General features: G+C 44.7%; 22 protein-coding genes and 1 tRNA gene. 17 read left to right on the top strand and 6 right to left on the bottom strand.

Annotated features, from left to right (window positions below; translation table 11 throughout):
- Positions 1 to 61 precede the first annotated feature (61 nt).
- Positions 62 to 138: transfer RNA gene (locus ACLHG7_RS01685), tRNA-Asp, on the top strand.
- Positions 139 to 227: 89 nt separating this feature from the next.
- Here ACLHG7_RS01685 and ACLHG7_RS01680 read toward each other — a convergent pair.
- Positions 228 to 353, bottom strand: coding sequence for a hypothetical protein (locus ACLHG7_RS01680; RefSeq protein ID WP_410209342.1), 126 nt, complete (start codon positions 351 to 353; stop codon positions 228 to 230).
- An 85-nt stretch (positions 354 to 438) separates the two neighbouring features.
- The gene (locus ACLHG7_RS01675) at positions 439 to 729 is read right to left on the bottom strand and encodes a hypothetical protein (RefSeq protein ID WP_410209341.1); all 291 of its coding nucleotides are present in this window, start codon (positions 727 to 729) and stop codon (positions 439 to 441) included.
- Positions 730 to 1,082: 353 nt separating this feature from the next.
- Here ACLHG7_RS01675 and ACLHG7_RS01670 point away from each other — a divergent pair, with 353 nt between their 5' ends.
- From ACLHG7_RS01670 to ACLHG7_RS01660, 3 genes are all read left to right on the top strand, one after another.
- Entirely contained in the window at positions 1,083 to 1,544 is a 462-nt protein-coding gene (locus tag ACLHG7_RS01670) for a hemerythrin domain-containing protein (RefSeq protein WP_410209340.1), read from the top strand.
- A gap of 281 nt (positions 1,545 to 1,825) precedes the next feature.
- Positions 1,826 to 4,018 (top strand): molybdopterin-dependent oxidoreductase, encoded by a 2,193-nt coding sequence (locus ACLHG7_RS01665; protein WP_410209339.1) that lies wholly within the window; start codon positions 1,826 to 1,828, stop codon positions 4,016 to 4,018.
- A 131-nt stretch (positions 4,019 to 4,149) separates the two neighbouring features.
- The gene (locus tag ACLHG7_RS01660) at positions 4,150 to 4,602 is read left to right on the top strand and encodes a limonene-1,2-epoxide hydrolase family protein (protein ID WP_410209338.1); all 453 of its coding nucleotides are present in this window, start codon (positions 4,150 to 4,152) and stop codon (positions 4,600 to 4,602) included.
- 205 nt (positions 4,603 to 4,807) lie between these two features.
- On the opposite strand, the gene ACLHG7_RS01655 is transcribed toward ACLHG7_RS01660, so the two are convergent.
- Entirely contained in the window at positions 4,808 to 4,954 is a 147-nt protein-coding gene (locus ACLHG7_RS01655) for a hypothetical protein (protein WP_410209337.1), read from the bottom strand.
- Positions 4,955 to 5,346: 392 nt separating this feature from the next.
- Between ACLHG7_RS01655 and lepB the strand changes: the two genes are divergently transcribed.
- The 12 genes from lepB to ACLHG7_RS01595 all read left to right on the top strand — a co-directional run bounded on the left by lepB (position 5,347) and on the right by ACLHG7_RS01595 (position 18,695).
- Positions 5,347 to 6,021 carry a signal peptidase I gene (gene lepB, locus ACLHG7_RS01650; protein ID WP_410209336.1) on the top strand — a complete coding sequence of 225 codons (675 nt, stop codon included), beginning with the start codon at positions 5,347 to 5,349 and terminating at the stop codon, positions 6,019 to 6,021.
- A gap of 67 nt (positions 6,022 to 6,088) precedes the next feature.
- Positions 6,089 to 6,484, top strand: a complete 396-nt coding sequence (locus ACLHG7_RS01645; protein ID WP_410209335.1) for a VOC family protein — start codon at positions 6,089 to 6,091, stop codon at positions 6,482 to 6,484.
- A 112-nt stretch (positions 6,485 to 6,596) separates the two neighbouring features.
- Entirely contained in the window at positions 6,597 to 9,386 is a 2,790-nt protein-coding gene (gene glnE / locus ACLHG7_RS01640; protein ID WP_410209334.1) for a bifunctional [glutamate--ammonia ligase]-adenylyl-L-tyrosine phosphorylase/[glutamate--ammonia-ligase] adenylyltransferase, read from the top strand.
- Between the two features lie 55 nt (positions 9,387 to 9,441).
- The gene (locus tag ACLHG7_RS01635; RefSeq protein ID WP_114899217.1) at positions 9,442 to 10,374 is read left to right on the top strand and encodes a branched-chain amino acid transaminase; all 933 of its coding nucleotides are present in this window, start codon (positions 9,442 to 9,444) and stop codon (positions 10,372 to 10,374) included.
- Between the two features lie 204 nt (positions 10,375 to 10,578).
- Positions 10,579 to 11,538 (top strand): mitochondrial fission ELM1 family protein, encoded by a 960-nt coding sequence (locus tag ACLHG7_RS01630; RefSeq protein ID WP_410209333.1) that lies wholly within the window; start codon positions 10,579 to 10,581, stop codon positions 11,536 to 11,538.
- 78 nt (positions 11,539 to 11,616) lie between these two features.
- Positions 11,617 to 12,897, top strand: coding sequence for an O-antigen ligase family protein (locus ACLHG7_RS01625; RefSeq protein ID WP_410209332.1), 1,281 nt, complete (start codon positions 11,617 to 11,619; stop codon positions 12,895 to 12,897).
- Positions 12,898 to 12,923: 26 nt separating this feature from the next.
- Entirely contained in the window at positions 12,924 to 13,688 is a 765-nt protein-coding gene (locus ACLHG7_RS01620; RefSeq protein ID WP_410209331.1) for a polysaccharide deacetylase family protein, read from the top strand.
- Positions 13,685 to 14,485, top strand: coding sequence for a glycosyltransferase family 2 protein (locus ACLHG7_RS01615; protein WP_410209330.1), 801 nt, complete (start codon positions 13,685 to 13,687; stop codon positions 14,483 to 14,485). The genes ACLHG7_RS01620 and ACLHG7_RS01615 overlap by 4 nt, the downstream gene beginning before the upstream one ends.
- Before the next feature lie 25 nt (positions 14,486 to 14,510).
- Complete coding sequence (locus ACLHG7_RS01610; protein WP_410209329.1) at positions 14,511 to 15,452, top strand: hypothetical protein; 942 nt, start codon at positions 14,511 to 14,513, stop codon at positions 15,450 to 15,452.
- A 16-nt stretch (positions 15,453 to 15,468) separates the two neighbouring features.
- Complete coding sequence (locus ACLHG7_RS01605) at positions 15,469 to 16,602, top strand: glycosyltransferase family 4 protein (RefSeq protein WP_410209328.1); 1,134 nt, start codon at positions 15,469 to 15,471, stop codon at positions 16,600 to 16,602.
- 102 nt (positions 16,603 to 16,704) lie between these two features.
- The gene (locus ACLHG7_RS01600; RefSeq protein WP_410209327.1) at positions 16,705 to 17,760 is read left to right on the top strand and encodes a glycosyltransferase; all 1,056 of its coding nucleotides are present in this window, start codon (positions 16,705 to 16,707) and stop codon (positions 17,758 to 17,760) included.
- Positions 17,760 to 18,695 (top strand): NAD-dependent epimerase/dehydratase family protein, encoded by a 936-nt coding sequence (locus ACLHG7_RS01595; protein WP_410209326.1) that lies wholly within the window; start codon positions 17,760 to 17,762, stop codon positions 18,693 to 18,695. Before ACLHG7_RS01600 ends, ACLHG7_RS01595 begins: the two co-directional genes overlap by 1 nt.
- Before the next feature lie 7 nt (positions 18,696 to 18,702).
- Here ACLHG7_RS01595 and ACLHG7_RS01590 read toward each other — a convergent pair whose 3' ends face one another.
- The 3 genes from ACLHG7_RS01590 to ACLHG7_RS01580 form a co-directional block, all read right to left on the bottom strand.
- On the bottom strand, positions 18,703 to 19,626 hold the full coding sequence (locus tag ACLHG7_RS01590; protein ID WP_410209325.1) for a lysophospholipid acyltransferase family protein: 924 nt from the start codon (positions 19,624 to 19,626) through the stop codon (positions 18,703 to 18,705).
- A gap of 65 nt (positions 19,627 to 19,691) precedes the next feature.
- Positions 19,692 to 20,057: a hypothetical protein gene (locus ACLHG7_RS01585; RefSeq protein WP_410209324.1), complete on the bottom strand. Its 366-nt coding sequence runs from the start codon at positions 20,055 to 20,057 to the stop codon at positions 19,692 to 19,694.
- Between the two features lie 160 nt (positions 20,058 to 20,217).
- Entirely contained in the window at positions 20,218 to 22,722 is a 2,505-nt protein-coding gene (locus ACLHG7_RS01580; protein ID WP_410209323.1) for an esterase-like activity of phytase family protein, read from the bottom strand.
- A 409-nt stretch (positions 22,723 to 23,131) separates the two neighbouring features.
- Here ACLHG7_RS01580 and ACLHG7_RS01575 point away from each other — a divergent pair, with 409 nt between their 5' ends.
- Positions 23,132 to 25,204 (top strand): bifunctional 2',3'-cyclic-nucleotide 2'-phosphodiesterase/3'-nucleotidase, encoded by a 2,073-nt coding sequence (locus ACLHG7_RS01575; RefSeq protein ID WP_410209322.1) that lies wholly within the window; start codon positions 23,132 to 23,134, stop codon positions 25,202 to 25,204.
- The last annotated feature ends 1 nt before the right edge of the window (position 25,205 follow it).

Below are 25,205 nucleotides of genomic sequence, written 5' to 3'. Positions count from 1 at the left end.
CCCGTCAACGCCCACCAATATTGCCCTAGTTTGTGATATCAGTAACGTTTAGCTAGACCTAGCAGCGGTAGTTCAGTTGGTTAGAATATCGGCCTGTCACGCCGAGGGTCGCGGGTTCGAGTCCCGTCCGCTGCGCCATATTGTTGTACTCTACTTAGGTAGATAAAAAAGCCCTTAAGCATGCTGCTTAGGGGCTTTTTTTGTGCTCGCAGATTGATGTGATCTCGCTAGCTGCTACTGGTAGTAGGTGCCTGCACAGTGGGCTCAGCTGTTGTGGGTTTATTGTCAAATTTGCATGAAATTTGGACAATTGCACAGGAGGCAATGACAATGGCTAAAAATAAACGTTTCATGATGATTCTCCCTTATCTCTCAATGAATCTGAAATTAATTTAACGCTAAGAACCCGATACAGGAGTTCTTAGCGTTATATTCATATCAACTTACGCTGGGTTGGGGTTGAGATGGAATAGGTTGGTTGGGATTGGTAGGCGGTGGATTTTGTGGTGTCGAAGTAGTCCCTTGATTAGGATCACTGGTTACAGGTGGGGTGTGCTCATGATGAGCTCTCTTCTTGTGTGGAGTATTTGATTCAGACGAGGGCTGTGTGGTTGACGAATCGGGAAGTGTAGAACTGCTTGTTGAGCTTTGGGTATCCGAAACCGGAGGGTCATCGGCAAAAGCATTTGCTGAAATACCGATAATGGCAGCAAGAAGTAAACGTTTCATAGGGAACTCCATTGAGTGAATTGATTATTGCCAAAAAAAATAGGCATATTCAGTATGGCGTACAAAGTGGATTGATCAATATCTGTACGAGTAAGCCATACAGAACTTAACTCAGGCATTAACGAAGCCGATTTTTTTGTGCTTGAAGTGGATGAAAAATGTACTAAGTGTGAGCGGGTCGACGTATTGGTCGGCATAAAAATACGTTTTTCTTAAAAAGGCCAAACAAAAATAGGAATGATTGGGTCTATAAGGTGAATACGATAATGAATAAGTGAATAGGGTTTAATTTTTTAGGGATAAGTTTGCCTTCATGCTTCATCAGAAGCATGTATGAAGGAAGGAGATTAATCATGAACACTCAAGTTATCGTTCCGCCATCTAATGCAATTGATCTATTAACCATTGATCATCGTAAACTCTCAGAACTCTTTACCGATTATTTGGAGTTAGGCGAGGGTGATTCTCGATTAAAAGAAAAGTTTGCCAATTTCTTAAGTCGGGATTTATTGAAATATATGATCATTCAGGAAAATGTTTTTTTTCCGTTTATTTTAAGCAAAATTAAGCGTGGTCAAGATCTGGTAGATGAAGCTATTGTCGCGCATGTTGGCTTTAAAGAGCTCATTGCAAAGCTACAGCATATGGGAGCTGATGATGAGCTTTTTGATGCGACTGTTAAGGTACTTTCCCAGCGATTCGATGTCTATGTGGATGATATGGAAAGTTGTTTTTTTCCTTTATTGAAACGATCTGAGATCGATCTTGATGAGTTGGGAGTGCGTATGCGTCAGGGTGCAGAAAAAGTAGACTGAGAGTTTTTCTTAGTGCTTATATGTGTGTTGCTGTGGCTATAAGTTTTTTCTGATGCGTGGATCAGGCGATGAAAGGTCAGATCAGTATATGTATCTGACCTTTATTTATATGTTATTCCCTCCAAATGGCGTGGATGTTTGAAAAAAATATTCATTGAAATCTATATCTGCTGCGTCGATAAATTATATTGACAGTAATTGTTGTCAATATATGATGTTTAAAGTTCAATGCCTATATTTGCCGTAATATAATTACTCAGCCACAGCACGGAGCCAAGGCCATGACCGTTTTAAAAGCCCCTGAGCAGCACTTTCGAACATGCCATTTATGTGAAGCAATGTGTGGTGTCGTGATTACCCACCAAGATGGCGAGATTTTGTCGATTAAAGGGGATAAAGACGATAGCTTTTCTCGGGGTCATATCTGTCCTAAAGCTGTGGCATTAAAAGATTTGCATGAAGATCCTGATCGCCTCCGATATCCTGTCAAACGTGTGGGTGACGACTTCGTCAAAATTTCTTGGGAAGAGGCTTATGAGACAATTGAGCATAACCTGAAAAAAATTCGTAAGACGTATGGTGGTGAATCCATAGCCGCATATCTGGGCAATCCGACGGTTCATACGCCAGCACTTTTGCTTGTCCCGTCTTTCATTCATGCACTCGGGGCCAAAAAGACATTTAGCGCAACCTCTGCTGATCAGTTGCCCACTATGCTGGCCAATTTACAGATGTTTAATCATCAGCTTTTATTTCCAGTCCCCGATTTAGACCGCACTGATTTTTTTCTCATCGTTGGTGGAAACCCAGCGGCCTCCAATGGCAGCTTGATGAGTGCTGGTGATCCCATGGGCAGAATCAAAGCGATTCGCGAGCGTGGTGGTCGAGTCGTGCTTATTGATCCACGGCAAACGGAAACTGCTGAAAAAGTGGATGAGCATCTTTTTATTCGCCCTGGGACTGATTTCTTTTTCTTGGCAGCGATGATTCACGTTCTATTTACAGAAAAGCTTGTACGCCTACGCGATTTGTCGATTCCTGCTGCCGATTTAGACGTGCTGCAAGCGGCACTTGCTGAGTTTACGCCTGAAGCCGTGTCCGCTTTGACTGGAATCACTGCGGATCAAATACGTGAGTTAACACGTGAGTTTGCTCAAGCAGAGCATGCGGCTTGTTATGGCCGGATTGGTGCCTGTGTACAGGAGTTTGGTGGGCTGACCACGTGGTTATTGCATGTCGTTAATGTTCTAACTGGTAATCTGGATCGGGAAGGTGGGATGATGTTCGCATCACCGCCTATGGATATGTTGAAATTTGGTTCAAAAGGGGAGTATGGTCGTCGTCGTTCTAGAGTACGGCAATTGCCCTCTTTTGGCGGTGAGTTGCCTTCTTCAGCTTTGGCAGAGGAAATATTAACCGAAGGAAAAGGGAAAATTCGGGCTTTATTTACCCATGCGGGCAATCCCGTTCTCTCCACAGCGAATGGGCGTCAGTTGGATACTGCATTGGCCTCGCTTGATTTTATGGTTTCTATCGATATCTATATCAATGAGACTACGCGCCATGCCCATATTATTTTGCCTCCGACGAGTGCGCTTGAGCGCTCGCATATGGAGGTGGGTTTAGCTGCATTGACTGTGCGCAATGTTGCAAAATGGTCGCCAGCTTTGTTTGCTGCCCCAACAGGCAGTCAGCATGATTGGCAGATTCTATTGGCACTTACTCAACGTTTAAAAGATTCTAGTGGTGCTGAACGTTTTGTACGTGAAAGAGTATTTCAAGTCATTGATCGATTGGGTCTTGATGCCGGAATAGATTTGATTTTGCGGACTGGACCTTATGGCAGTCATTCTCCCTTACTGCATCCGAAGAGTACATTACTACAAAAGATCAAAACCGTGTTATCTCCGGATAAACAGGGCTTAAGTTTAAAGACACTCCGTTTAAACCCCCATGGCGTTGATTTAGGAGCTTTGAAAGCGAATGTCTTATTGGCGCGTAAACAAGTGATTAACATCATTCCCGATTTGTATTTGAAAGATATAGACCGTGCACGCGTCAAATTGTCAGAAACACTTAGCCATCAAATGCAAGTCATCGGTCGTCGCCATGTCCGTAGTAATAACTCATGGATGCACAATTCACATCGTTTGATCAAAGGTAAAGGGCGTTGTACCGCAATGCTAAACCCAGATGATGCCGTGCGTTTACAGATTAGTGAGGGTCAGCACGTGCGAGTCAGTTCGCGGGTGGGCAGTATTGAGTTACCTGCGGAAATTACGACGCAGGTGATGGCGGGTGTGGTCAGTGTCCCTCATGGCTGGGGGCACGATCGAAAAGGGGTTCGTTTAGATACGGCGCGCAAAGTATCAGGTGTGAGTCTGAATGATATTACCGATGACCAATTCATCGATGCGATTACAGGGATGTCGGTATTAAATGGTATGGCTGTCGTTGTTGAGGCAGTGAGTTAAATAACACGCTGTTTCTTGAGCATAGTCGAGAGATTTGCACTCATTGAGCGGGTGTTCTCAAACACTTTAGGGTGTACAGGTCTTAGACGTGTTTTTTGATCCAATAGCAATTTTCATAAAGGGTAATTTAAATGACTATGTATACGGCACCCACGGCTTCCCCAGAAGAGATCGTTACCAGTTTCCTGCACGCACTTGAGGTGCAGGATCATGATCGGATTGCAGCACTTCTGGCTCCAAATTTACGTTATACCAATGTATCTTTACCCACCATCAAAGGTGGGCGAGTTGTCTCAAATTTATTTAAGCGTTTGCTGAGCAAAAGAACAGGTTTTCAGGTCCAGATCCATCGTATAGCAACCAATGGAAATGTTGTGATGACCGAGCGTACTGATGTGATTGAAGTGGGCCCACTGCATATTGCATTTTGGGTCTGCGGTACGTTTCGAGTTGAACAAGGACAGATTGTATTGTGGCGTGATTATTTTGATTGGTTCAATATTGCAAAGGGAACATTGCGTGGAGTTGTTGCGGTACCCCTGCCGCAATTTCGCCCCTCGCTGCCTTTCGCTATAGAGTCTTAATATGTGTTATTTGATGACCAGCGCTCATTAAGTATTGACCGCTGGCCATGGATTATGGATGCAGTGCATTTTTCTTCAATGGATCTGCATAATCCAGCCAACGTAATTTTTCTTCTGAAAAACCATGACAAGCAGCTTTGTTGCCCAGTTCGATGATCAATAATTTGTCATCAGGGAATAAAAATGCCTTGAGAAGAAATTTGAGTTAATTGGGGTGAATGTGGGTGTTGGTAATCCATGTTGCTGCGTTGATTCTGTACCAAGGTGTTTTCGTTGCTTTTTCAAACTGCTCGACCAAGAGCGTTTCATTTTCTTCAGATTTAACTTCATAGAAAACTAAAATTGATTTCATTGATGCTTCATTAAGGTAAATAAGAAGGGTAGTGTGAAATGTATCACACTTCTATTAAATAATGGCTTTGAGATGCTGGACGCGTCGTGACACCGTAAAAATGCCATGCACAAGACTGAATTCTCAATCTCATGCATTTTAGTTGATCATGCAGTATTTATAAGTAATTAGAATTTAAAAAAGATTAGATCACGTTGCTTACATGATCCCTGTCATATGCTGTATAAAAAATCACAAAACTTCATTTTAAATTTGATACAACATGCTCAAGCGTACGGTGATTCATTATCTTTTTTTGCAAGCCATTGCCTGCAATGGCTTAACGTAATTCGGCAATAAAGAATGACTTCATTTTGATTGAGATGATTTTTCAGTTTTCGAGAGGTTTTTGTATGCAGGCATTTATTCGAAATAATCGTGGGTTCTTGATCTTTATGATGCTCTTCGGCTTGTTTCGCACGGCTGTCGCAGACTGGAATCCAATTCCTTCAGGATCAATGCGACCAACATTACTGGAAGGTGATGTGGTTTTGGTGAATCGCTTAGCCTTCAATTTAAAATTCCCACTGACCAACGTAGTATTAGCCCATACCGGTGATCCCAAGCGAGGCGATATTGTCACCTTTTTTTCACCAAAGGACGATAAGCGTTTAATCAAGCGATTAGTTGCTGTACCTGGCGATACCGTTGAAATGCGCGACAAGATTCTCATCGTTAATGGAAAACCAGAAACATATGCACCTATTGGCATTGTGAATGAACAGGTGAAGCCAAACCTAACGTTAAATGCACTGCGTTTAGATGAAAGTGATGGTCAAGCCAAGCATGTTATTCAATGGCTCCGCCCACAACAAGGCGATGCTCGGGATAGTTTTGCGCCCATGGTTGTTCCCGCTGATCATTATCTAATGTTGGGTGATAACCGGGATAACAGTGCGGATTCACGCTATTTTGGCATGGTTCCTCGTGAGCTTTTAATTGGTCGCGCAGTGGGTGTGATTGCATCGGCGGATATTACCCAGAATTGGCAGCCGCGATTTGAGCGATTTGCTTCCAGCTTGAATTGATTCTTATTGATAGGATTCCTCTCTTTGTCATAAATCTAATCGTGTTTAAATATACGAGAATTTTCCTATGTCTTATCATCTGAGGCTTGCTCGCCCTGTGAGTAATCTTAAGCAAACGATTTCAATGTATACCCGTGGTTTGGGGTTGCATGTTATTGGCGACTTTCAGGATCATGAAGGCTTTGATGGCGTGATGCTCGGTATGCTAGGAGTGGATTACCATTTTGAGTTTACTCATTGTCACCAGAGTCCTGTATATCCTTCGCCAACCCACGAGGATCTCATCGTTTTTTATATTGATGACAGTCTGGAGTGGCAGCGTGCCTGTGATCGGATGCTGGATGCAGGGTTTAAACAAGCCTCTTCATTCAATCCCTATTGGGATGCAAGGGGTGTAACGTTTATTGATTTTGATGGTTATCGGGTCGTCCTTCAAAATGCAGCTTGGCAGATTATAAAGTAATCTTTAAACATCTTGCTTTGAGCGCAAAGTGGTTCACTGAACTTTACACTTGCTTGCTCATAGCGCCACACGTTATGGTAAGCGATGATTCAACATTGAAAACCATACGGATATGACTATTAACGCACCTGCTCATCTTCCCGATGTCGAGTTACGTAAAACTTTAGTGGCAAGTAACTACGCTAATCAAGTTCTCCGACAACAGCCTGAAGCCATTCAATCCGATTTTAATATCGACCAATTCAAGCAAAGCCTAAGTCTTGAGGACATTCGTGTACAAACTCAGCATGCTTTAAAAGACATCGCAACTGAGTTTGAGTGGATGCAAGTTATACGCCGTCTACGTGCACGTTTGATGTTTCGCTGGATATGGCAGGACGCAAATCAACTCACAGATGTGGTGACGCTGACCCGGGAGTTATCTGATTTTGCTGACGTTGCCATTCAAGAAGCCGTTGGTTTTTCTCGACCACAACTTGTTGAGAAGTATGGTGAGCCCATCGGTGAGGATGGTCAGGTGCAAAACTTGATTGTCATAGGCATGGGCAAGCTTGGCGCACGTGAACTCAATTTATCCAGTGATATTGACCTTATCTTTGCTTTTGACGAGTCGGGGGAAACGACAGGACGACGATCGATCAGCATTCAGCAATTTTGTGTGCAGTGGGGGCAAGCAGTTATTCGTCTGCTTGATACCGTTAACCCAGATGGTTTTGTGTTCCGTGTAGATATGCGTTTACGTCCATGGGGGGATGGTAGTGCACTGGCGTGTAACTATGTTTCCCTTGAGCGTTATCTTGAACAACATGGTCGCGAATGGGAACGCTATGCCTGGATCAAAGCACGGGTAATCACGGGCGGGGTCGCCGGTAACAACTTATTAAAAATGACACGCCCTTTTGTTTATCGACGTTATGTCGATTTCTCGGCGTTTGCAGCATTGCGCGAAATGAAGGGTTTGATTGAGCGCGAGCAGATCAGACGAAATGTACAAGGGGATATCAAGCTGGGCACGGGCGGAATTCGCGAGATTGAGTTCATTGTGCAGGCTTTTCAGTTGATTTATGGCGGCACATGGCGTGAATTACGGGTTGCCAATTGTATGTCCGCTCTTGATCAGCTTGGGCAGTTAGAGCTGATGCCGCTTGAGGATGTCGAAGAACTCCGTTCGGCATATCTGTTTTTGCGTCGTCTTGAGCATGGTATTCAGGCTCAAAATGACCAACAAACGCAACATCTTCCCATTGATCATGCTTTACAGCAGCGATTGGCAGAAAGCCTAAACTTCTCGGATTGGGCAGCGTTGCTTGAGTCTCTTGAACAGGTACGCGATAGCGTGCGTGCTCAGTTTGCGGATGTTGTTGCTGATAGACGGGTGCAGCAGCGGAGCTTAAATCTTGAAGAACTGAGTCAAACCTTACATCGTCATCTAGATGATGAGGCGCGAGCTCAATTACAGGCGTTCTGGGATAGTCGCTTGATTCAGGCACTACCCACGCTTGCAAGTGAGCGCTTACAGGCATTCTGGCCACAATTACTTGATGCTCTATTGTCATTGAGTGAATCAAAGGCAATCCAAACAACCTTGTTACGTCTATTGCCACTCATTGAAGCGGTTGTACGGCGCAGTGTCTATTTGGTGCTCTTACTCGAAAATCCTAAAGCTTTACTGAACCTCGTTCGGATGGTGCACGCCAGCCCCTGGATTTGCGAGGAATTGACGCGTTATCCGGTTCTTCTGGATGAGTTCTTGGCAGTTGATCTGTATCAACTTCCAAGCCGTGAGGATTTGTCAGATTCACTGCGTCAAGAGCTACTGAGAATTGAGCGCGACGATGTCGAAGAGCAGATGCGTGTCTTGCGTTTATTTAAAAAGAGCCACGTTTTGCAAGTTGCTGCCAGTGATGTCTTAGCTGAAAGGCCGCTTATGAAAATCAGTGATGCATTGACTGATATCGCTGAAGTGGTACTTGAGACCGTATTGCAATTGGCACTAGCACCCTTGGTGGCGAGGCATGGTTGGCCGCTGCGCGCATCCAATTATCGTGAGAATCTGAATGGAGAGCGAGCCAGCAGTGCTCATCCGCAATTTGCCATCATCGGTTATGGCAAGTTGGGCGGTATTGAGATGAGTTATAGCTCAGATCTGGATTTGGTTTTCTTGCATGATGTCGATGAGCAGGCGGATACCGATGGTGAAAAACCATTAAGTGGCTTTCAGTTTTGTGCGCGTCTTGCGCAGAAAATTATGACGATGCTATCCACCCAGACTTTGGATGGGCGGATTTATGAAGTGGATACGCGTCTTCGGCCTTCTGGACAGGCCGGGCTCTTGGTTTCAAGTCTGCATGCTTTTGAGCTTTACCAGCAGAAAAGTGCTTGGCTCTGGGAGCATCAGGCACTGGCGCGCTCTAGAAGTGTGGCAGGGGATCAAACCGTGCGGGATGCTTTTGAGCAGATTCGACTATCAATCTTGACCCTGCCGCGTGATCCGCAGGTCGTGCGCGAAGAGGTGCGAGCAATGCGCCAAAAGATGCAAGATCATCTTGGATCATCAAAAACACAACAAGAAAATGGTTTTTTTCATCTAAAGCAAGATGCTGGCGGTATCGTCGATATTGAGTTTATGGCACAATATGGGGTGTTGGCTTGGGCTAATGCTGAACCCGCTTTAGCCCACTACTCAGACAATGTACGCATATTAGACGCCTTGGCAACAGCTGGCCGCTTATCCCGCGCCGATGCGAATGCCTTGACGGATGCGTATTTACGCGAACGTTTTGAAAGTCATCGTCTCGCTCTTGCAAATCAATCATTGCAAGTCCAAGCGGCGGATTGGCTGGATACCCGCACGACGGTTCGCGCCCTCTGGCAACAATTAATTGATCCAACAGCCGATTAGCGGCTGCCTTGGAGTAGTACCTTTTTTGTTTTCTCAATTTTGTGGAGATTCTGCCGTGAGTATGGCTGACCGTGATGGTTTTATTTGGTTTGATGGTAAATTAGTTCCTTGGCGTGATGCGCAAGTTCATGTATTAACACATACTTTACATTATGGTATGGGTGTGTTCGAAGGTGTGCGTGCGTATAACACTGGTACAGACGAAGCACCGAAAACTGCGATTTTTAAATTGAAAGAGCATACCCGTCGTTTGTTTGAGTCGGCGCATATCATGGGGATGAAGATTCCTTTTACCCAAGATGAAATCAATGCCGCGCATATCAGCGTGGTCCGTGAAAATAAACTGAAATCTGCTTATTTCCGTCCGCTGGCATTCTACGGCTCTGAAGCGATGGGACTCCGTGCTACGGGTCTGACTGTACGTGTTAGCGTAGCTGCGTGGGAATGGCCTGCTTATATGGGGCAAGAGGCGCTAGAGCGCGGTATCGTGGTTCGCACCAGCTCTTTCACACGTCACCATGTCAACATCACTATGACCCGTGCTAAAGCGACTGGTAGCTACAGTAACTCTATGCTGGCGCTGCAAGAGGCACTCTCTGCAGGGGCTGATGAAGCGTTGTTGCTTGATCCAGAAGGTTATGTGGCTGAAGGTTCGGGTGAGAATATTTTCATCGTTCGTGATGGCGTGCTCTATACCCCTGAAGTAACCAGTTGCTTAAACGGGATTACTCGTGCAACTTTAATTACTCTGGCACATGACTTGGGCTTTGAAGTGATTGAAAAGCGTTTAACTCGTGATGAAGTGTATATTGCGGATGAGGCATTCTTCACTGGTACGGCTGCTGAAGTGACACCAATTCGTGAAGTTGATGGTCGTCAAATTGGTGCAGGCACACGTGGTCCGATTACTGCACAATTACAACAGCTGTACTTTGATACGGTTGCTGGAAAGAATCCAAAGCATCAAGATTGGCTGACTTACGTATAAGTCGTCATGACAGATATGAAGTGAGCGAATAAAGTTCACTTCATGTCAAAGAAAAGCCAATAGGATGTGATTTGATCAGTGTGTTTGAAGATCAAATCACATCTTTTTAATATGGATAGCTTGGTATACTAAAAGTGAAGGGTTTTGGGTGAATGACATGATTTTATTCATCGCATCTGATTTCAATAACAACGACAAATCTCCATGGTTATGAATATCTGGCATCTCTCCGATGGTAAAGCAGGTCATGTTGCGCAAGCACGTGGTCTTTTTGCTGCTTTAGAGCGTCGCGATATTGCGATTCATGTCGAAGATATCTCCGTCAAAGGCATTTCTAAGTTTTCATTATTGCTTTATTGGTTATCACAGGGCCGCTTGGGACAACTTCCTCAATCATTGATGCGACTCCATGAGCCTGATTTGATCATAGGCGTGGGTCACGCCACGCATTGGATATTAATCTTGCTGCAAAAATGCTTTCCGGCTGCCAAAAGCGTCGTACTCATGAGACCGACCTTGCCTGTACAATGGTTTGATTATGCCATCGTTCCTGCACATGATTATGCTGATCAAAATCCGTTAGTACCAGACCATGTGCTGATTTCTAAAGGGGTATTAAATCCTCTGGTCAACGAACATCGCCATATCCCACATCGCCACCTGATCTTAATTGGCGGCGCATCCAAGCGCTATGATTGGTCTGAAGCGCAGCTCATCAAGCAGATTAATGATTTAGTGTCGAACTTAAGTCTAAAAGACGAAGCACAAACGATTATTTTGACGACTTCAAGACGTACACCGGATTCCTTCGTTTCACAGTTATCACAGCAAAATCTTCCTCATCTTCAAATTTTTCCCGTCTCTGAAACACCGCAAGGCTGGCTATTTGAACAACTGCAACTTGCTGAGGTCGTTTGGGTGACACAAGATAGTGGGTCCATGTTGTTTGAGGCGTTGACCGCTGGATGTCAAGTTGGTTTGTTGAAGATGCCCCAAATTAAAAAAGATACCGTGACACAAGCAACCGACCTGCTGGCTAGGCAGCATATTTTTTTACCGCTGGTAGAGTATTTAAAAGGTGAAGGCTTTAACAATGCGGAACCTTTGCGTGAGGCAGATCGTGCGGTCAATTGGTTACTCACAAAATTAGACAGGATAAGTTGATGCACTTCATTAAATAGTCGTATTTAATGAAAGTTATTCATTTATTATGAACGTTATAAAAAATTACTTGAGGTTTGTATGGGTCAAATAGCGCCAACGATCAATCATCCATCGGCAGACAACCAACCGATCAGTCGGTGGAGTTTGGCATTTTTGATTTTATTGCCTTTTTTAATTTTGGGTTCGCGTGTTACTTCCGATGCAACTGCATCGATCGCAGCTCTCTTCTTAGCTGTTTTTTGGTTCATGCGTCCAGAAAGCTTGGTGAGAAAGCAAGCTTGGTTCAAAGCCGTTTTGGTGTTGTGGGCTTTCATGATTTTCGTGACCTCATTCTTTTCGGTGGATCAGCTTTACTCATTAGAGCAATCCCTCATCTTTATCCGTTGGCCCGCGTTTGGACTGGTATTGTGTTGTCTGGTTTTTACAGATGCCAATCGCTTGAGAGTATTTGAGCGCTCCGCGCTGGTTTTCTTTTTGTTTATCGCATTGGATTCGATTTTGCAGTACTGTCTTGGCCGGGATATTTTTGGTCATCAGCCTGTGGGGACGCGCTTGACTGGACCTTTCTCAAAGCTTATGCCCGGTAGTTATGCTTTACGGATTTACCCGATGGCATTGGTTGCGTTGCTCTTCATCTCAAGCAAACTGCCTAAGCCGCGTTTCTTGGCTTTAGTAGTCGGTATGATTGCACTATCGCAGGTATTTGCTTTCTTGACGGGTGAGCGCATCGTCTTCTTATTATTTGGCATGATTAATTTTGTTTTGTTGGTTGCGCTGATTTATCAAGAAAAACTATCGTTCAAGTTTATCGGTGGAGCCGCAGTCGCCTTCATCGCACTTGCTGTGTCAGCGGTGGTTCTTGCGCCAAAAATGTTCGCGCGTACCGTGATGAGCTTCTTCGATCAATTGTCTAATTTCCAGAATAGTTCGTATTATCAGGTATTCCATACGGCGATAATTCTATGGGAACAGTCTCCGATTGTTGGTATTGGTACACGTTATTTTAATCGCGGTTGTGAAGCATTACCGCGAGTTCTCCATCCTGATGAAGGCTGTGAAGTCCATCCTCATAATATTTATCTAGAATGGTTGTCACAAAACGGTGTGATCGGTTTGGTAATTTTTCTGATTATTTTATTCCTGATCTTTAGAGTGCTCTGGCGCGGTTTGGATTTTAAAAACAATCTCTTGCAATCAGTCGTGGTTTTTGTTGCACCGATCATGTTGTTTTGGCCATTGACCTCGTCAATGAGTATGCAGACCAATAACTATGCGGGACTTGTCTGGTTGTTGTTGGGCTGGGCATTGGCAAGAGCGATGGTTCAAAGTCGATCAACGGCTGCAATTACTAAAGTCTAATCAGTAACGCCATTGAGGTAGTCTTTATGTTGATGCTGTTTTATATACTATTGGGTGTGTTGATTGCTGCGCTGGTTTTATTTGCGCTGGGTCGGCATACCTTTTGGTTGCCGATACGGGATCGACGTTTGCCTCGATTAGTGATGCTGCATCAAGTCACTCCGCATGCGCCTGCATCGGGTATGAATATGCCCCCTCAGCAATTTGAGCGATTACTGCAGCTATTACAGCGTCAACACCGTGAGTTTGTGACCGTATCCGAATTAGCGGCATCCCCTGAAACAGTCAATAAAGCATCTCAGGTTGCCCTGACGTTTGATGATGGCTTTGCGGATAATTATGAATATGCGTATCCACTACTCAAGAAATACAATGCCAAAGCGACCATTTATTTAGCGCCGGATATTTCCGGTATTGCAAAACTCAGTCCGGAGCAGATTCAGGACATGGCAAATTCGGGACTGATTGAGTTTGGTGCCCATAGTGTCCATCATGTGAATTTGACGACATTGGATGATGCCGAGGCACTCCAAGAGATTCAGCACTCTCGCGAACTGGTACAGCAGTTAGTGGGTTCATGCCAAAGCTTTGCGTATCCTTTTGGGCGTTTTAATGAAAAGCATGAAGCGATGGTGAAGTCCCTTGGGTTTACAAGTGCGGTCAGTACCCGTAAAAAGATCGAGCCCTTATCCACGGAGAATATTTATCGTTTGCCCCGTGTTAGTACACACGGACAGATGTCTGCCTTACAAATGAGAATTGCACTTGCCCGAGGACGCTATCGCTTATGACTATTGCCTGTAGTGTCTATATTGTCAGTTTAAACAGTGCGCCTTGGCTAAAAGCACTGCTTGAAAGTGTGCATGACTTTGCGGAAGTGATTATTTTGGATTCGGGCAGTACTGACGCAACCTATGAGATTGCACAGCAATTCAATAATGTCACAATCCAGCATCAGGATTGGCTGGGCTATGCTGCGCAAAAAGCGAAAGCATTGAGTTTATGCCGCCAGCCTTGGGCGTTGAACCTAGATGGTGATGAGAAATTATCTGCAGCGTTGCGCGATGAGATTCAGGGTGTCATTGCCCGAAATGAAATCGATGGCTTGATCACGCCGATTTTAGATTCATTTATGGGTAAGGTCGCCAATACCTATACCAAGCAACATGCCAAGGTTCGTTTTTTTAGACGCGAAAAGGGCAGTTATGATACCGCTATTGAAGCCCATGAAAAGGTTCAGGTGGATGGCATTGTGCAGCCTGCACAAGGTGTGATTTATCACTATGGTTTAACCGATATCAGTGTCAAGGTTGATAAAAATAATCGTTATTCTGATCTAAAAGCCAAAGAAAAGAACGCAAAAGGCAAGCGACCTTCGCTGCTGAAGCTCGTATTGGTAATGCCCTTAGTCTTCTTTAAGTCGTATGTGCTCCGTCGTGATTTTTTAAATGGTCAGCGTGGTTTTATCAGTAGCATGATTAATGCTTTTTATGCTTTTCTTAAAGAAGCGAAGTTATATGAATATCATCTAAAAAATATTTCAGCAGATTCAAAAGTATTGGATCATAAGCCAGATACTCAAGATTAATAATACAGGATTAAATCAGACTACCGTGATGACAGCATTGGTGCGTTATTTTTTGGGTCTTTGGGGCCAGTTTCAACAAAACCGTATTCGGCGTCTGGGTCGTAAGACCGATCAAGTCGAAGAGCAGGGCTTTCGTCAACAGTGGTTTTTGTTGGCGGGCAATACGACACAAGATCAGATTGTTGATTACCCTAAACCGCAAAATCTAACGGCGATTTATCCTCCCGATAATGCATTTTGGGCAGATCCTTTTGTGTGGGTAAAAGATGGCAAGCGTTATGTGTTTTTTGAGGATTTTCCTTTTGACACTTGGCGTGGGCGAATCAGTGTCATTGAGATCGATGAGACTGGTCAGCGTATCACTGAGCCTGTACCCGTGGTTGACGAAACGCATCATTTATCATACCCATTTCTATTTGAATATCAGGGTGAGCTGTATATGATGCCTGAGAAGGCTGAAGTGAAGCGGGTTGATCTGTATCGCTGTGTCGAGTTCCCGTTGAAATGGGAGTTTCACAAGACATTGATTGACAGTGTAAAGATAGCTGACCCGACATTGTTTGAGCATGAGGGACGTTGGTGGTTATTCTGTGCAGCTAAAAAAGGCCAGATTCGGATTAATGAGTCGCTGTTCGCTTACTATGCGGATAGTCCATTATCGAATCAATGGACTCCACATGCAGCCAATCCCTTGGTGCGTGATTTTAGTTTAGGTCGTCCTGCTGGTCGGATTTTTCGGGATGCATCCGGACGATTATTGCGTCCTTCACAAGATTGTTTACGCCGCTATGGACATGGCTTGAATTTGAGTGAGATTACCGTATTAACACCAAAGACTTATCAAGAGTCCTTGGTATGGAAAGTCAGTGGTGATGAGATTGGCATGCGTGCGATTCATCACTTGGATTGGCAAGCAGGGATTGCCGTAATGGATGCTCAGCGTCTGTTACCTAAAACAGCGTCTTAGATTATTTGAGTGGCTTATGCAGAGTAACGTGGTACCAAAAATTGCAATCATCTTGCCTTCGCGCGAGCGTTTTCGTAGCGGCGATGCGGGGGCTGTGGCATTGACGGTCTACGAGTTTTGCAAAGCCAGTCGTTATGCGGACGAGTTGCTTGTTTTTGGCGGCTGTGCCGAGCATTTTCCTGAGGTTCGGTATCAGCATGTGGCTGTTTCATTCGCCTGGATACGCGGACGTAATCGGGCTTATGGATTAAAGTGTCTGGAAATTCTTCGTGAACACTCAGAGATTAAGCTCATTGAAGTCCATAATCGAGCGCGTTTAGCATTAGCATTGAAGAAGGTTTTGCCGAACCGCCGGGTGACGATCCATTTGCATAATGATCCTCACGGGATGGCAGGAGTCAAAACAGTTGCCGATCGTGAAAAGCTTTTGCGCACAGTAGACCATGTTTATTGCGTGAGTAAGTTTGTTAAGATGCGTTTGCTCGAAGGGGTTGATCCTGCCCTCGGTGCACGGGTTGAAGTGGTTTACAATGCGATCCTCTCTCAACAAAACAATGATGAACTTACACCAATTCTACCCACTGTTCGTCAGCCGTGGATTGTTTACGCTGGACGTTTTATCCCTGAAAAGGGGGTGCTCGAACTTGCCCAGTCACTTGCCAAAATTTTGCCCCAGTTTCCGGATTGGCGTGTCGTATTTTTAGGGGCGTGGGGGTTTGGACATGAGGCGGGTAAGTCCGCATATGAGCAATCCGTTTATGCTGCGTTAAAGGATGTTGCGGATCAGATCGATTTTCGTGGTCATGTACCACACAGCGAAGTGATGAGTGTGTTTAATCAGTCTTCCATTGCCGTCAGCCCTTCAACTGGTGCTGAAGCTTTTGGTCGGACGACGCTTGAAGCGATGGATGCGGGCTGTGCGGTGGTGACATCGATGAGTTGCGGGCTTAAAGAGGTTGCGGGTGATGCGGCCATCGTGATTCCACAGGTGACGATTGAGGCGCTGTCGAATGCCATCATTCCATTGATGCAGCAGAGCAGTTTACGTCAGTTGTGTGCCGACCGTTGTCAGCAACGTGCGCGTGAGGTTTTTTCTTTACCTGTACAAATTGAACACTTGGATGCGGCACGGGATGCGCTGATTGCCTGACCCATCTAATTGATGATGAGTGGATAGGGCTGGATCAATTGAGTGATTGGCTTTGTTCATAAATTAATAAATTTATTAAAATATAAGCTTAGAGAATGATTGATGCGTATTTGTTTAGTGTTGGCCAGTTGGGGTGAAGGTGGGCTTGAGCGGCATGCAATCGAGCTTGCAAATGCGTTGTCTTTAACCCATCAGGTCTCCGTCATTGTTCATCCTGTGATGATTGATCGCTTTGCAAAGACCATTCAAGTTTTTCCAGTCAATATGGATCGTAATCGACAGAATCCATTCCTGCTCTATGATATTTGGTCAATTCTTAAAAATAATCCCTTTGATATCGTGCATGCACAAGCGAGTAAGGCAACGATCTTGCTGGCTCGGATTCGTCCTTTCTTGCCGAAGACGATTGGTTTTGTCGCATCCATGCATAATCAGAAATCTGCGCTGTGGGCTTTTGCACGCATGGATCATTTGATTTTGGGCGGTAATGATGGTCTGCTGGGTGGGCGCACGTTATCGATACCCGTCAGTTGTATTTACAATGGCATTGTCCCCAGTGGCGCTCAGGGTTGGACACGTGACAAACTTGTGCATGAGTTTGGTTTTAATCCCGAGTCTCCAGTGTATTGTGCGGTTGGGCGTTTTGTTCCTGCCAAGGGTTTTGATATATTGATCCCTGCCATCGCAGCGTCGGGTGTGCAATGTTTGTTGATCGGCGATGGTCCTGAGCGTGTTGAACTCGAAGCATTGGTTCAGAAAACAAATGCTAAAGTGGTCTTTTCAGGCTACCGCAAGGATGGGATGTCTTTGCTCAGTGTGAGCGATGGCATGCTGATTTCTTCGCGTAACGAAGGCTTTGCCTATGTGTTTGTCGAAGGTATGCTGGCACATCGCCCCATTATTGCCACGGATATTCCGATGGTGCAGGACTTCTTGCCGCGGGAGGTGATTGTACCCGTGGATGATGTCACGGCACTCACCGAAAAACTGAACTTTATTCAAAATGAACCACAAGAGTGGGATCGACTGATGCAACCGGTATGGGCTAAGGCAGATGCAGAGCTTACCTTGGAAAATATGGTCTTACGCGTTGAGAATGTCTATAACGCGGTGGTGAAGGCTCATCATGATGATGATCAAGGGCAAGGTCATCATTAATGCGTGTTCTAATTCTGGGTGGCAATGGTTTTTTGGGTTCACATCTGGTTGATGCGTTGCTTGCGCGTGGCGATGCAGTTGATGTCGTTGGGCGTGCGCCGAGCTTGTTTAATCCAGATTTAATCCAGTCATCTCATCCATTGGTTACTTATCACCAGATTAACTTCGTCGATACGGATGCTTTAAAACCACTGCTTGCACAGGCAGATGTGATTTATCATTTGGTTTCAACCACTATCCCTGCGACCTCAAATCAAGATCCTGTGGCGGATATTCACGATAATCTGATCTCTACGGTGAAAATATTAGAAATTCTGCGCTATCTACCGCCTAAGCGCTTTATCTATTTTTCTTCGGGTGGCACGGTCTACGGTACACCGCAACATATTCCCATTGCAGAAAATCATCCTTTAGACCCAAAAAGTTCCTATGGGATTGTGAAGGTTGCTATTGAAAAATATCTGCATATGTATGGGGAACTCTATGGTGTCTCCTCTGTGGTATTGCGTTTAGCGAATCCCTATGGCCCACGGCAAATGAAAATTGGCGTGCAAGGCGTGGTTGCGACCGTGCTCATGAGTATTTTGCAGGATAAACCGATCACCATCTGGGGTGATGGCAAAGTGATTCGTGATTATATTTATATTGAAGATGTTGTCCGCTTACTTTTACTCGTGACGGATAGCCAAGCGGTGGGAACTTTTAATGTCGGCAGTGGAGTGGGACATTCACTGCTCGATATTTTAGCAACTGCGCAACAAATTACCAAAAAAACGCCGCAAGTGAATTATCTACCCAGTCGTAATTTTGATATCCCTGCTGTCGTTCTGGATGTCGCTCATGTGAGCGAAACGTTTGATTGGCAGCCCGAAATCACCTTAACTCAAGGGATGAGTAAACATTGGCAATGGTTACAGCAGGTCGATCAACATTAACTCTTGATTAGCCTAGGGCCTTCAATACGGCGTCGTTAGCGATTTTGCTAATCGCCGCCTCATCTAGTCGATAGACTCTTTTAAAATCCGCAGCATCTTTAAAGCGACGATAGGACCAAACGTATTGTTCGGGTGCACGCTGGATCATGGACTGAATGCCATCATTTAAAGCCGTGACAGAGGTTTTCAGATCCTGATTATGGATTGAGTCCGAAAGGAGCTCGCAGATCACCGTAAAACCATCCCCATCCGCCCGCCGATTACAACTCAAGCCCACTACTGCACACTGAGTTTTTTGTGCCAGCTTTGACACGAGGGTAGAGGTCATGACTTCATGACCATAGAAAGGCGCAAAAATCCCCCCACTAGATTCTGGAACATGATCGGGTAAAATGATCGTAAATCCGCCTTTTTTGAGCGTTTTAAAGATGGCACGTACGCCACGCTCATCTGTGGGTACGAGCGTTGCATTGAGGCGCTGTCTGGCATCAAACATAAAACGATTGAGGCCTGCATGTCCTGCGGGTTTGTACATGATCGTAGGCGCACCAAATTGATTGAGCCACGCATTCATCATCTCCCACGTCCCGAAGTGGGGCACCACGGCGATCATGCCATTGGGATCAGTTAATGCTGTTTTAAGAATATCCAAACCTTCCACATGACGGATTTGCTCGATGCTATATGAAGCGGGCATGCCCCAGCATTTTAAAGATTCCATCGCAGTTAAACATTGGCTATGCACACTTTGACGTTCCAATTTCAATCTCTGGTTTAGGGTCAAATTAGGCATCGTCAGTAATAGGTTGACCCGGGCGGTCCAGCGCATTCCAGTATGTGGAAATAAGACCATGAGTAAAGCAATGAAATGCGCAAAGCCACGCAAAAGCCAAAGCGGGAAGTGAGCGAAGAAACGCAGTGTATTGTTCATAACATGCCGCTTAAAGGTGAGTAGGGTGTGTGTGGGTGCGGCAGTGTTAAGCTAAAAAGATGAAACTAAGGCGCAGCATCGACTCCACGGACGATGACCCAGCCTTGCCCATTACCCGTATCTCCTTGTGCCAGTGTGAGTTGGGTATTTTGATGGTGGACACCGATAATCGGGAGCGTGGTATCAACCTCGACTTGGCAAATAAATTGCCCTTTATTACTGGATTCCTTGCAATCTAGTTTTTTAAGTCCGTTGACTTTAATGGTCATGCTGTCACCACCAAATTTACGGGTCAATGCATTGGTTTGTTCAACTTCGTTGGTATATGCCGTTTTAATATCGCTCTCAGACGGTGCTCGCGAACAGCCGGCGAGCAATATGCTTGACGTAAGAATAAGTGCTATCGGTGTTGTTAATGCTAAATTTTTCAAAATAATATCCTCATATTTATTATTAATATGCTGGGTGGAATTTGGATTCTCTGGATGGCGTGGATACTAACACTCCATGCAGAGTAGAGTTGTAGCAAAATGCAAAGCATATAAAAATGCCTGTCATAGATAGGCATTTTTATATGCTTTGCAGCTAAGGTTATTTTAAGGCTAGTGTTTTTGGCAGACGAACACGGATGACTTCATCATTGTCGGGTAATGCAGGATTACGGCTGTTTGAGAAAGGATAGTTGTTATCATCCATCAGTGTCAGTTCATGATCATTTTCAATCACGATGATTTCTACAGTGTTGAATGGAAAGCTAAAGGGATTGCCTGTACCAATGTCACCAGAACGGGTTGTACCGTATAAATTATTAGGATTGACAATATTGAGTAAATCAATCACTTGAGATTTTTCGACCTGATCACCTGATTTACCCAAAGTGATACGCATGATTTTCTTATAGCCAGCATCTTTACCGGTTTTCAAATCATGCTCAATGACGACACCGTCTGTTGCACTGAAGAGTTGGAAGTCAGAGATAGAAAGAGCAGGGGTTGTTGGTAGTGAACTATTCAATGGGAAACGATAGAAGTTGCCGGTCACTGCCTTTTTGCTTAAATCAAATTGACTGATGATATTGTCACGTACAGGGCTATCTATGAGTGGTTTTTCAAGCGCTGGGTAGAGAAATTTGCCATCGGGCGAAATCGCCACACCCTCAAAGCCACCACTGCTTTGAACGCGCTGAGGTGCAGATAATGTGGTGATGCGATATGGCCAAGCAAGACCTGCAAGCCATGGCGTGTTTTTACCATTTTCATCCTGCAGATTACCGCCATCTCCATCAGTGCTTAGGCCATTATTTAGGCGTACTGAATCCCCCCATAAGTATACAGTGGGGATCTGTGGGTAGAGTTCTTGAGCGCGGATTAAGGTGCGGAAGTCAAAACTTTGAATATCCGCACGACTTTCCATGTGATTTTTGATAATCACATTGGCTAGTGCATCAGTCATTTGCTCGAAACCTACTGTACGGTCTTTATAAATATTACCTTTGTAGTCTTTATCACTACGTGGATTGAGCTTGGTTTCAATATTAAAACGTACCGTTTTGGCATTGGCCACACGTACAGCGGCCTTGGGATCTGATTTTCCTGCGCCCGTTTCATAGTACGCCACATAGGCATTTACGAAATCAAACAAGTCTTGTGTAGTTGGCATGACATACGGACTGATATAGCCTTTGCTTGCGGCAACTTGAACGGCTACTGGAGAGAGTGAAAGCTCGTTTAGCTGTGTTGTTCCTCGCCCTGGATTCAAGTCGCAAATGAACTGACTTTGGATTTGAGCTTGGGTCAAGTTTTTAATTAAAACTTCATTGGTGACCGTGTAGGAAGAGCCATCGGCATGACGACATTTCACTGAATCAATGTAAGGATCATGTTTGATAATCGGAACGCCATCCTTGGTAATCCCGTTATCGGTTTCCATGGTGTTCATCAGATTATCTAGCCCTACTTCAAATGCAGGTAAGGTATTCTCTGGGCGTAGATTACGACTGCCACGGTGACCTTGTGCATCAAATTTGGCGGGGTCGATACGACCATCGGCAAGGAGGTAGTCTCCAGCTTTGCCATCACCATTGGCATCAAATTCACTGACCGCTTTATACAGTAAATCCGAACGATCGCTGATGATCCCAGTGACACCCGCTTTCAGCAGTTTTTGCATATCGGCTTCATTGTTGACGGTGTAGGGGACGATGCTGTAACCCGCCGCTCTAATCTGTGCCATATCAAAAATATCAGAATTAGCAACGACCATGCCATTGGGCGTGTTTTTACCTCGAGCACCCTGTGCATCTGGGCTTGATGTGATGGTATTTCCGGCAGCATCTTTAAACGAGAACTTGAGTAAGCTTGCATCTGGTGAGAATACTGGCGTGAATTTGGCACCGTGAGCTTTGGCATGTGCAGTGACTGCATTCATGATTCGCAAGGCGCTGCTTTCTTCACTATGGGGATTTTGTGGGGAACGCAGGATTTCTCCCTGATGCGTTGGGTCGGGTAGTGCAATCGGTGCATCTAGTAGTATGCCATCCGCACTGAAATGCAGTAAAAATGGGCCAAACTCATCGCCAATCCATAATGTGCCATCTGGCGCACGTTGGATGGACTCGGGGTCAAAATCAGCACCCGTGAGCAGACGATCCGTTGTGAAATGGTTGACGATGGCAAATTGAACGAGTTTATTAGGATCCCGCAAGCTGATATGACTCAGTACATTCACTGAGCCAAGGCCCCCAGTCGCTGTACGCAGGTTTGGCTGGATGGTATAGAGACGTAAGAGAAAGTCTGCAGAATTTTGTAGGCTGCCATAGCCATTATCAGACAGTACCGTATAGGTGCCATCTTTGTTTTTTAAGGCACCTGAGAAACCTTGAACAGGCTGTTTGGCAAATGGGGCTTTCTCACCATTGAATGAGGTTCCACCTAGAAACTGACCAGATATAGGGCCTTCTGCAAAGGTTGCTGCGCCAAGACTGGCAAAGCCCGTTAGCGTGGGAGCGGCAATCAGATCTTTGGCAACATCATTTATATCATCTTCACCATCACATCCAGTGAGTGTCGTCAGAGCAACGATAAAAGCACTCAGCACAGATGTTTTGAATAATGATATTTTTTGTTTTTTTGAGAAAAGCTTTTGTTTGAGCACAGGGAGGGTTCCATCAAAGGAAATGAGCAAGAGATAAGATAGTGCATTAATAATGTGACGGTTTCGTGAGTCACTTATAACTCAATGGTTAACAATTTGTGGCGATTCAAACGCTGTATATGTTGATGATCATTGTTGTCGGTATTTTTACCAGAAAGTTGGTAGCTCTGTCTAATAAGTGAAAAAATCTGATCTTTAGGTATTTTTATCTAATTAAAGTACAAGAATATTTGTTGGATATAGTTATTTTTCTTATGATCCATTTGATCGTTAATATTTAATGAAATTGTAATCGCCCTGTAATCAGTTATCTCTACATTCGTTGAAACTATAATTTGTTGAGTGTGAAATAATGAATCGCCAATTTCCTTTATTGCCTTTAACGGTCATTGTGGCAAGTTTAATGTTACATGGCTGCGGAAGCAGTGATGATAGCCCTGTGAGCGTGCCTGTGCCTGCAAGCACAACAGCAACTGGAACGAAAGCAACTTTAGCCTTATTAGAAACAACCGATTTGCACACGAATGTCATGAGTTATGATTATTTCAAACTCGCTGAAGATAAATCTTTGGGTTTTGAGCGTACGGCAACATTGATCTCAGCAGCACGCAAAGAGTTTCCGAATAATTTGTTACTTGATAACGGGGATACCATTCAAGGAACGGCACTATCTGATTATCAGGCACTGGTGAACCCTATATCTTGCGATCAGACGCTGGCCATATACAAGGTTATGAATCAATTTGGCTATGAGGGCGGTGGTATTGGAAACCACGAGTTCAATTATGGCCTGCCTTATTTGAACCAAGTGACAGGCAATACGTTTAATGTCGATGGAATTGCCGATCCAAGTCAACAAAAAGCATGTGCAGGGCCAAAGTTTCCGCAAGTATTGGCGAACGTTTATAGTGCTAAAACCAAACAACCTTTATTTCAGCCTTATAAGATCCTGACGAAGAAAGTCAGTGCAACCACGCCTGATGGCAAAACGGTTGATGCTGAAATCAAAGTGGGGATCATCGGTTTTACTCCGCCTACGATTTTGAGCTGGGATAAACGTTGGTTGGATGGCAAGGTCTATACCGTGGGCGTGAAGGAAGCAGCAGAACAGTTTATTCCTGAAATGAAAGCCAAAGGCGCAGATTTGATTGTTGTGATTTCTCACGGTGGTCTGGATAATGGTCCTTATTCACCGACGATGGAAAACGGTAGCTATTACTTATCGAAAGTTGCTGGCGTGGATGCCATGCTGATTGGTCATTCACATCAAACCTTTCCGGATGCAGCAAGCACAGTAAGTCAGTTTAATTTACCGGGTGTTGATAAGGCTGCTGGGACTGTAAACGGCGTGCCGACAGTCATGGGTAATTTTTGGGGTAAGACACTGGGTCTGATCAAGTTAGAACTGAATTATGATGGGAAGTCATGGGTGGTTGATAAGTCTAAAACTGTCGCACAGGCCCGTAATACTCAGATTAGTCAAAATCCAGACAAAACTTATAATTATGTGGATGTTGATCCGAGTGTTGCACCGATCATTGATACTGAACATAAGGCGACTATTGCCTACGTTAAAACGCCGATCGGAACTTCTGATTATCAGATGAACAGTTACTTTGCAGATGTAGGTGATCCAGGCGCGATTGAGATTGTGAACCAAGCCCAAGCAGATTACGTAGCGACTTATGTCAAAGCCAACTTGCCACAGTATGCAGGCCTTCCTGTATTGTCTGTTAGCGCACCCTTCAAAAGTGGATTTGCAAACGCTAACGATTATACCGATGTGATGGCAGGCAATATGGCGATCAATAATGCCGCCGACTTGTATCTGTATCCCAATACCATTTATGCCGTAAAAGTTGCGGGCAGTGATATCAAGAATTGGTTAGAAAAAGCAGCGACTCGCTTTAATACCATTGATCCGGCTAAAACTGCACCACAGGCGTTGATCAGTGGTTTCCCCGGCTATAATTTTGATATGTTTACCAGCGCTGATATCCATTATGAGATTGATGTGACGCAACCGGTCAACAGCCGGATTAAGAATCTGACCTACAAAGGTGTAGCAGTTAATCCAGCTAAAGAATTTATTATTGCGACCAATAATTACCGTGCAAGTGGTGGTGGTAATTTCCCAGGGATCGACGGTAGCAAAACGATTTATGCTTCGCCAGATGCTAACCGTGATGTGTTGATTGCTTATATCAAAAATATCAAGGCCATTACTCGTGCCAAGAATGGCAGCGACCGTAGTTGGAGCTTCACGAAAGTGACGACTGCAGGACCTGTGACTTTCAGCTCTGCACCGAACAAGCTGCCATTAGCGCAAGCTGCAGGCCTAAACAATATTAGCGTCGTTGCAAGCGATGATGGCAGTGGAAAAGGTTTGGCCGTGTATGGGATTGATTTATCAAAAGTGCAATAAG

Source organism: Aquirhabdus sp. (assembly GCF_046462495.1).
Lineage (GTDB): Bacteria > Pseudomonadota > Gammaproteobacteria > Pseudomonadales > Moraxellaceae > Aquirhabdus.
The sequence above is the reverse complement of the archived record's forward strand: the minus strand, read 5'-3'. Positions and strand labels throughout refer to the sequence as shown.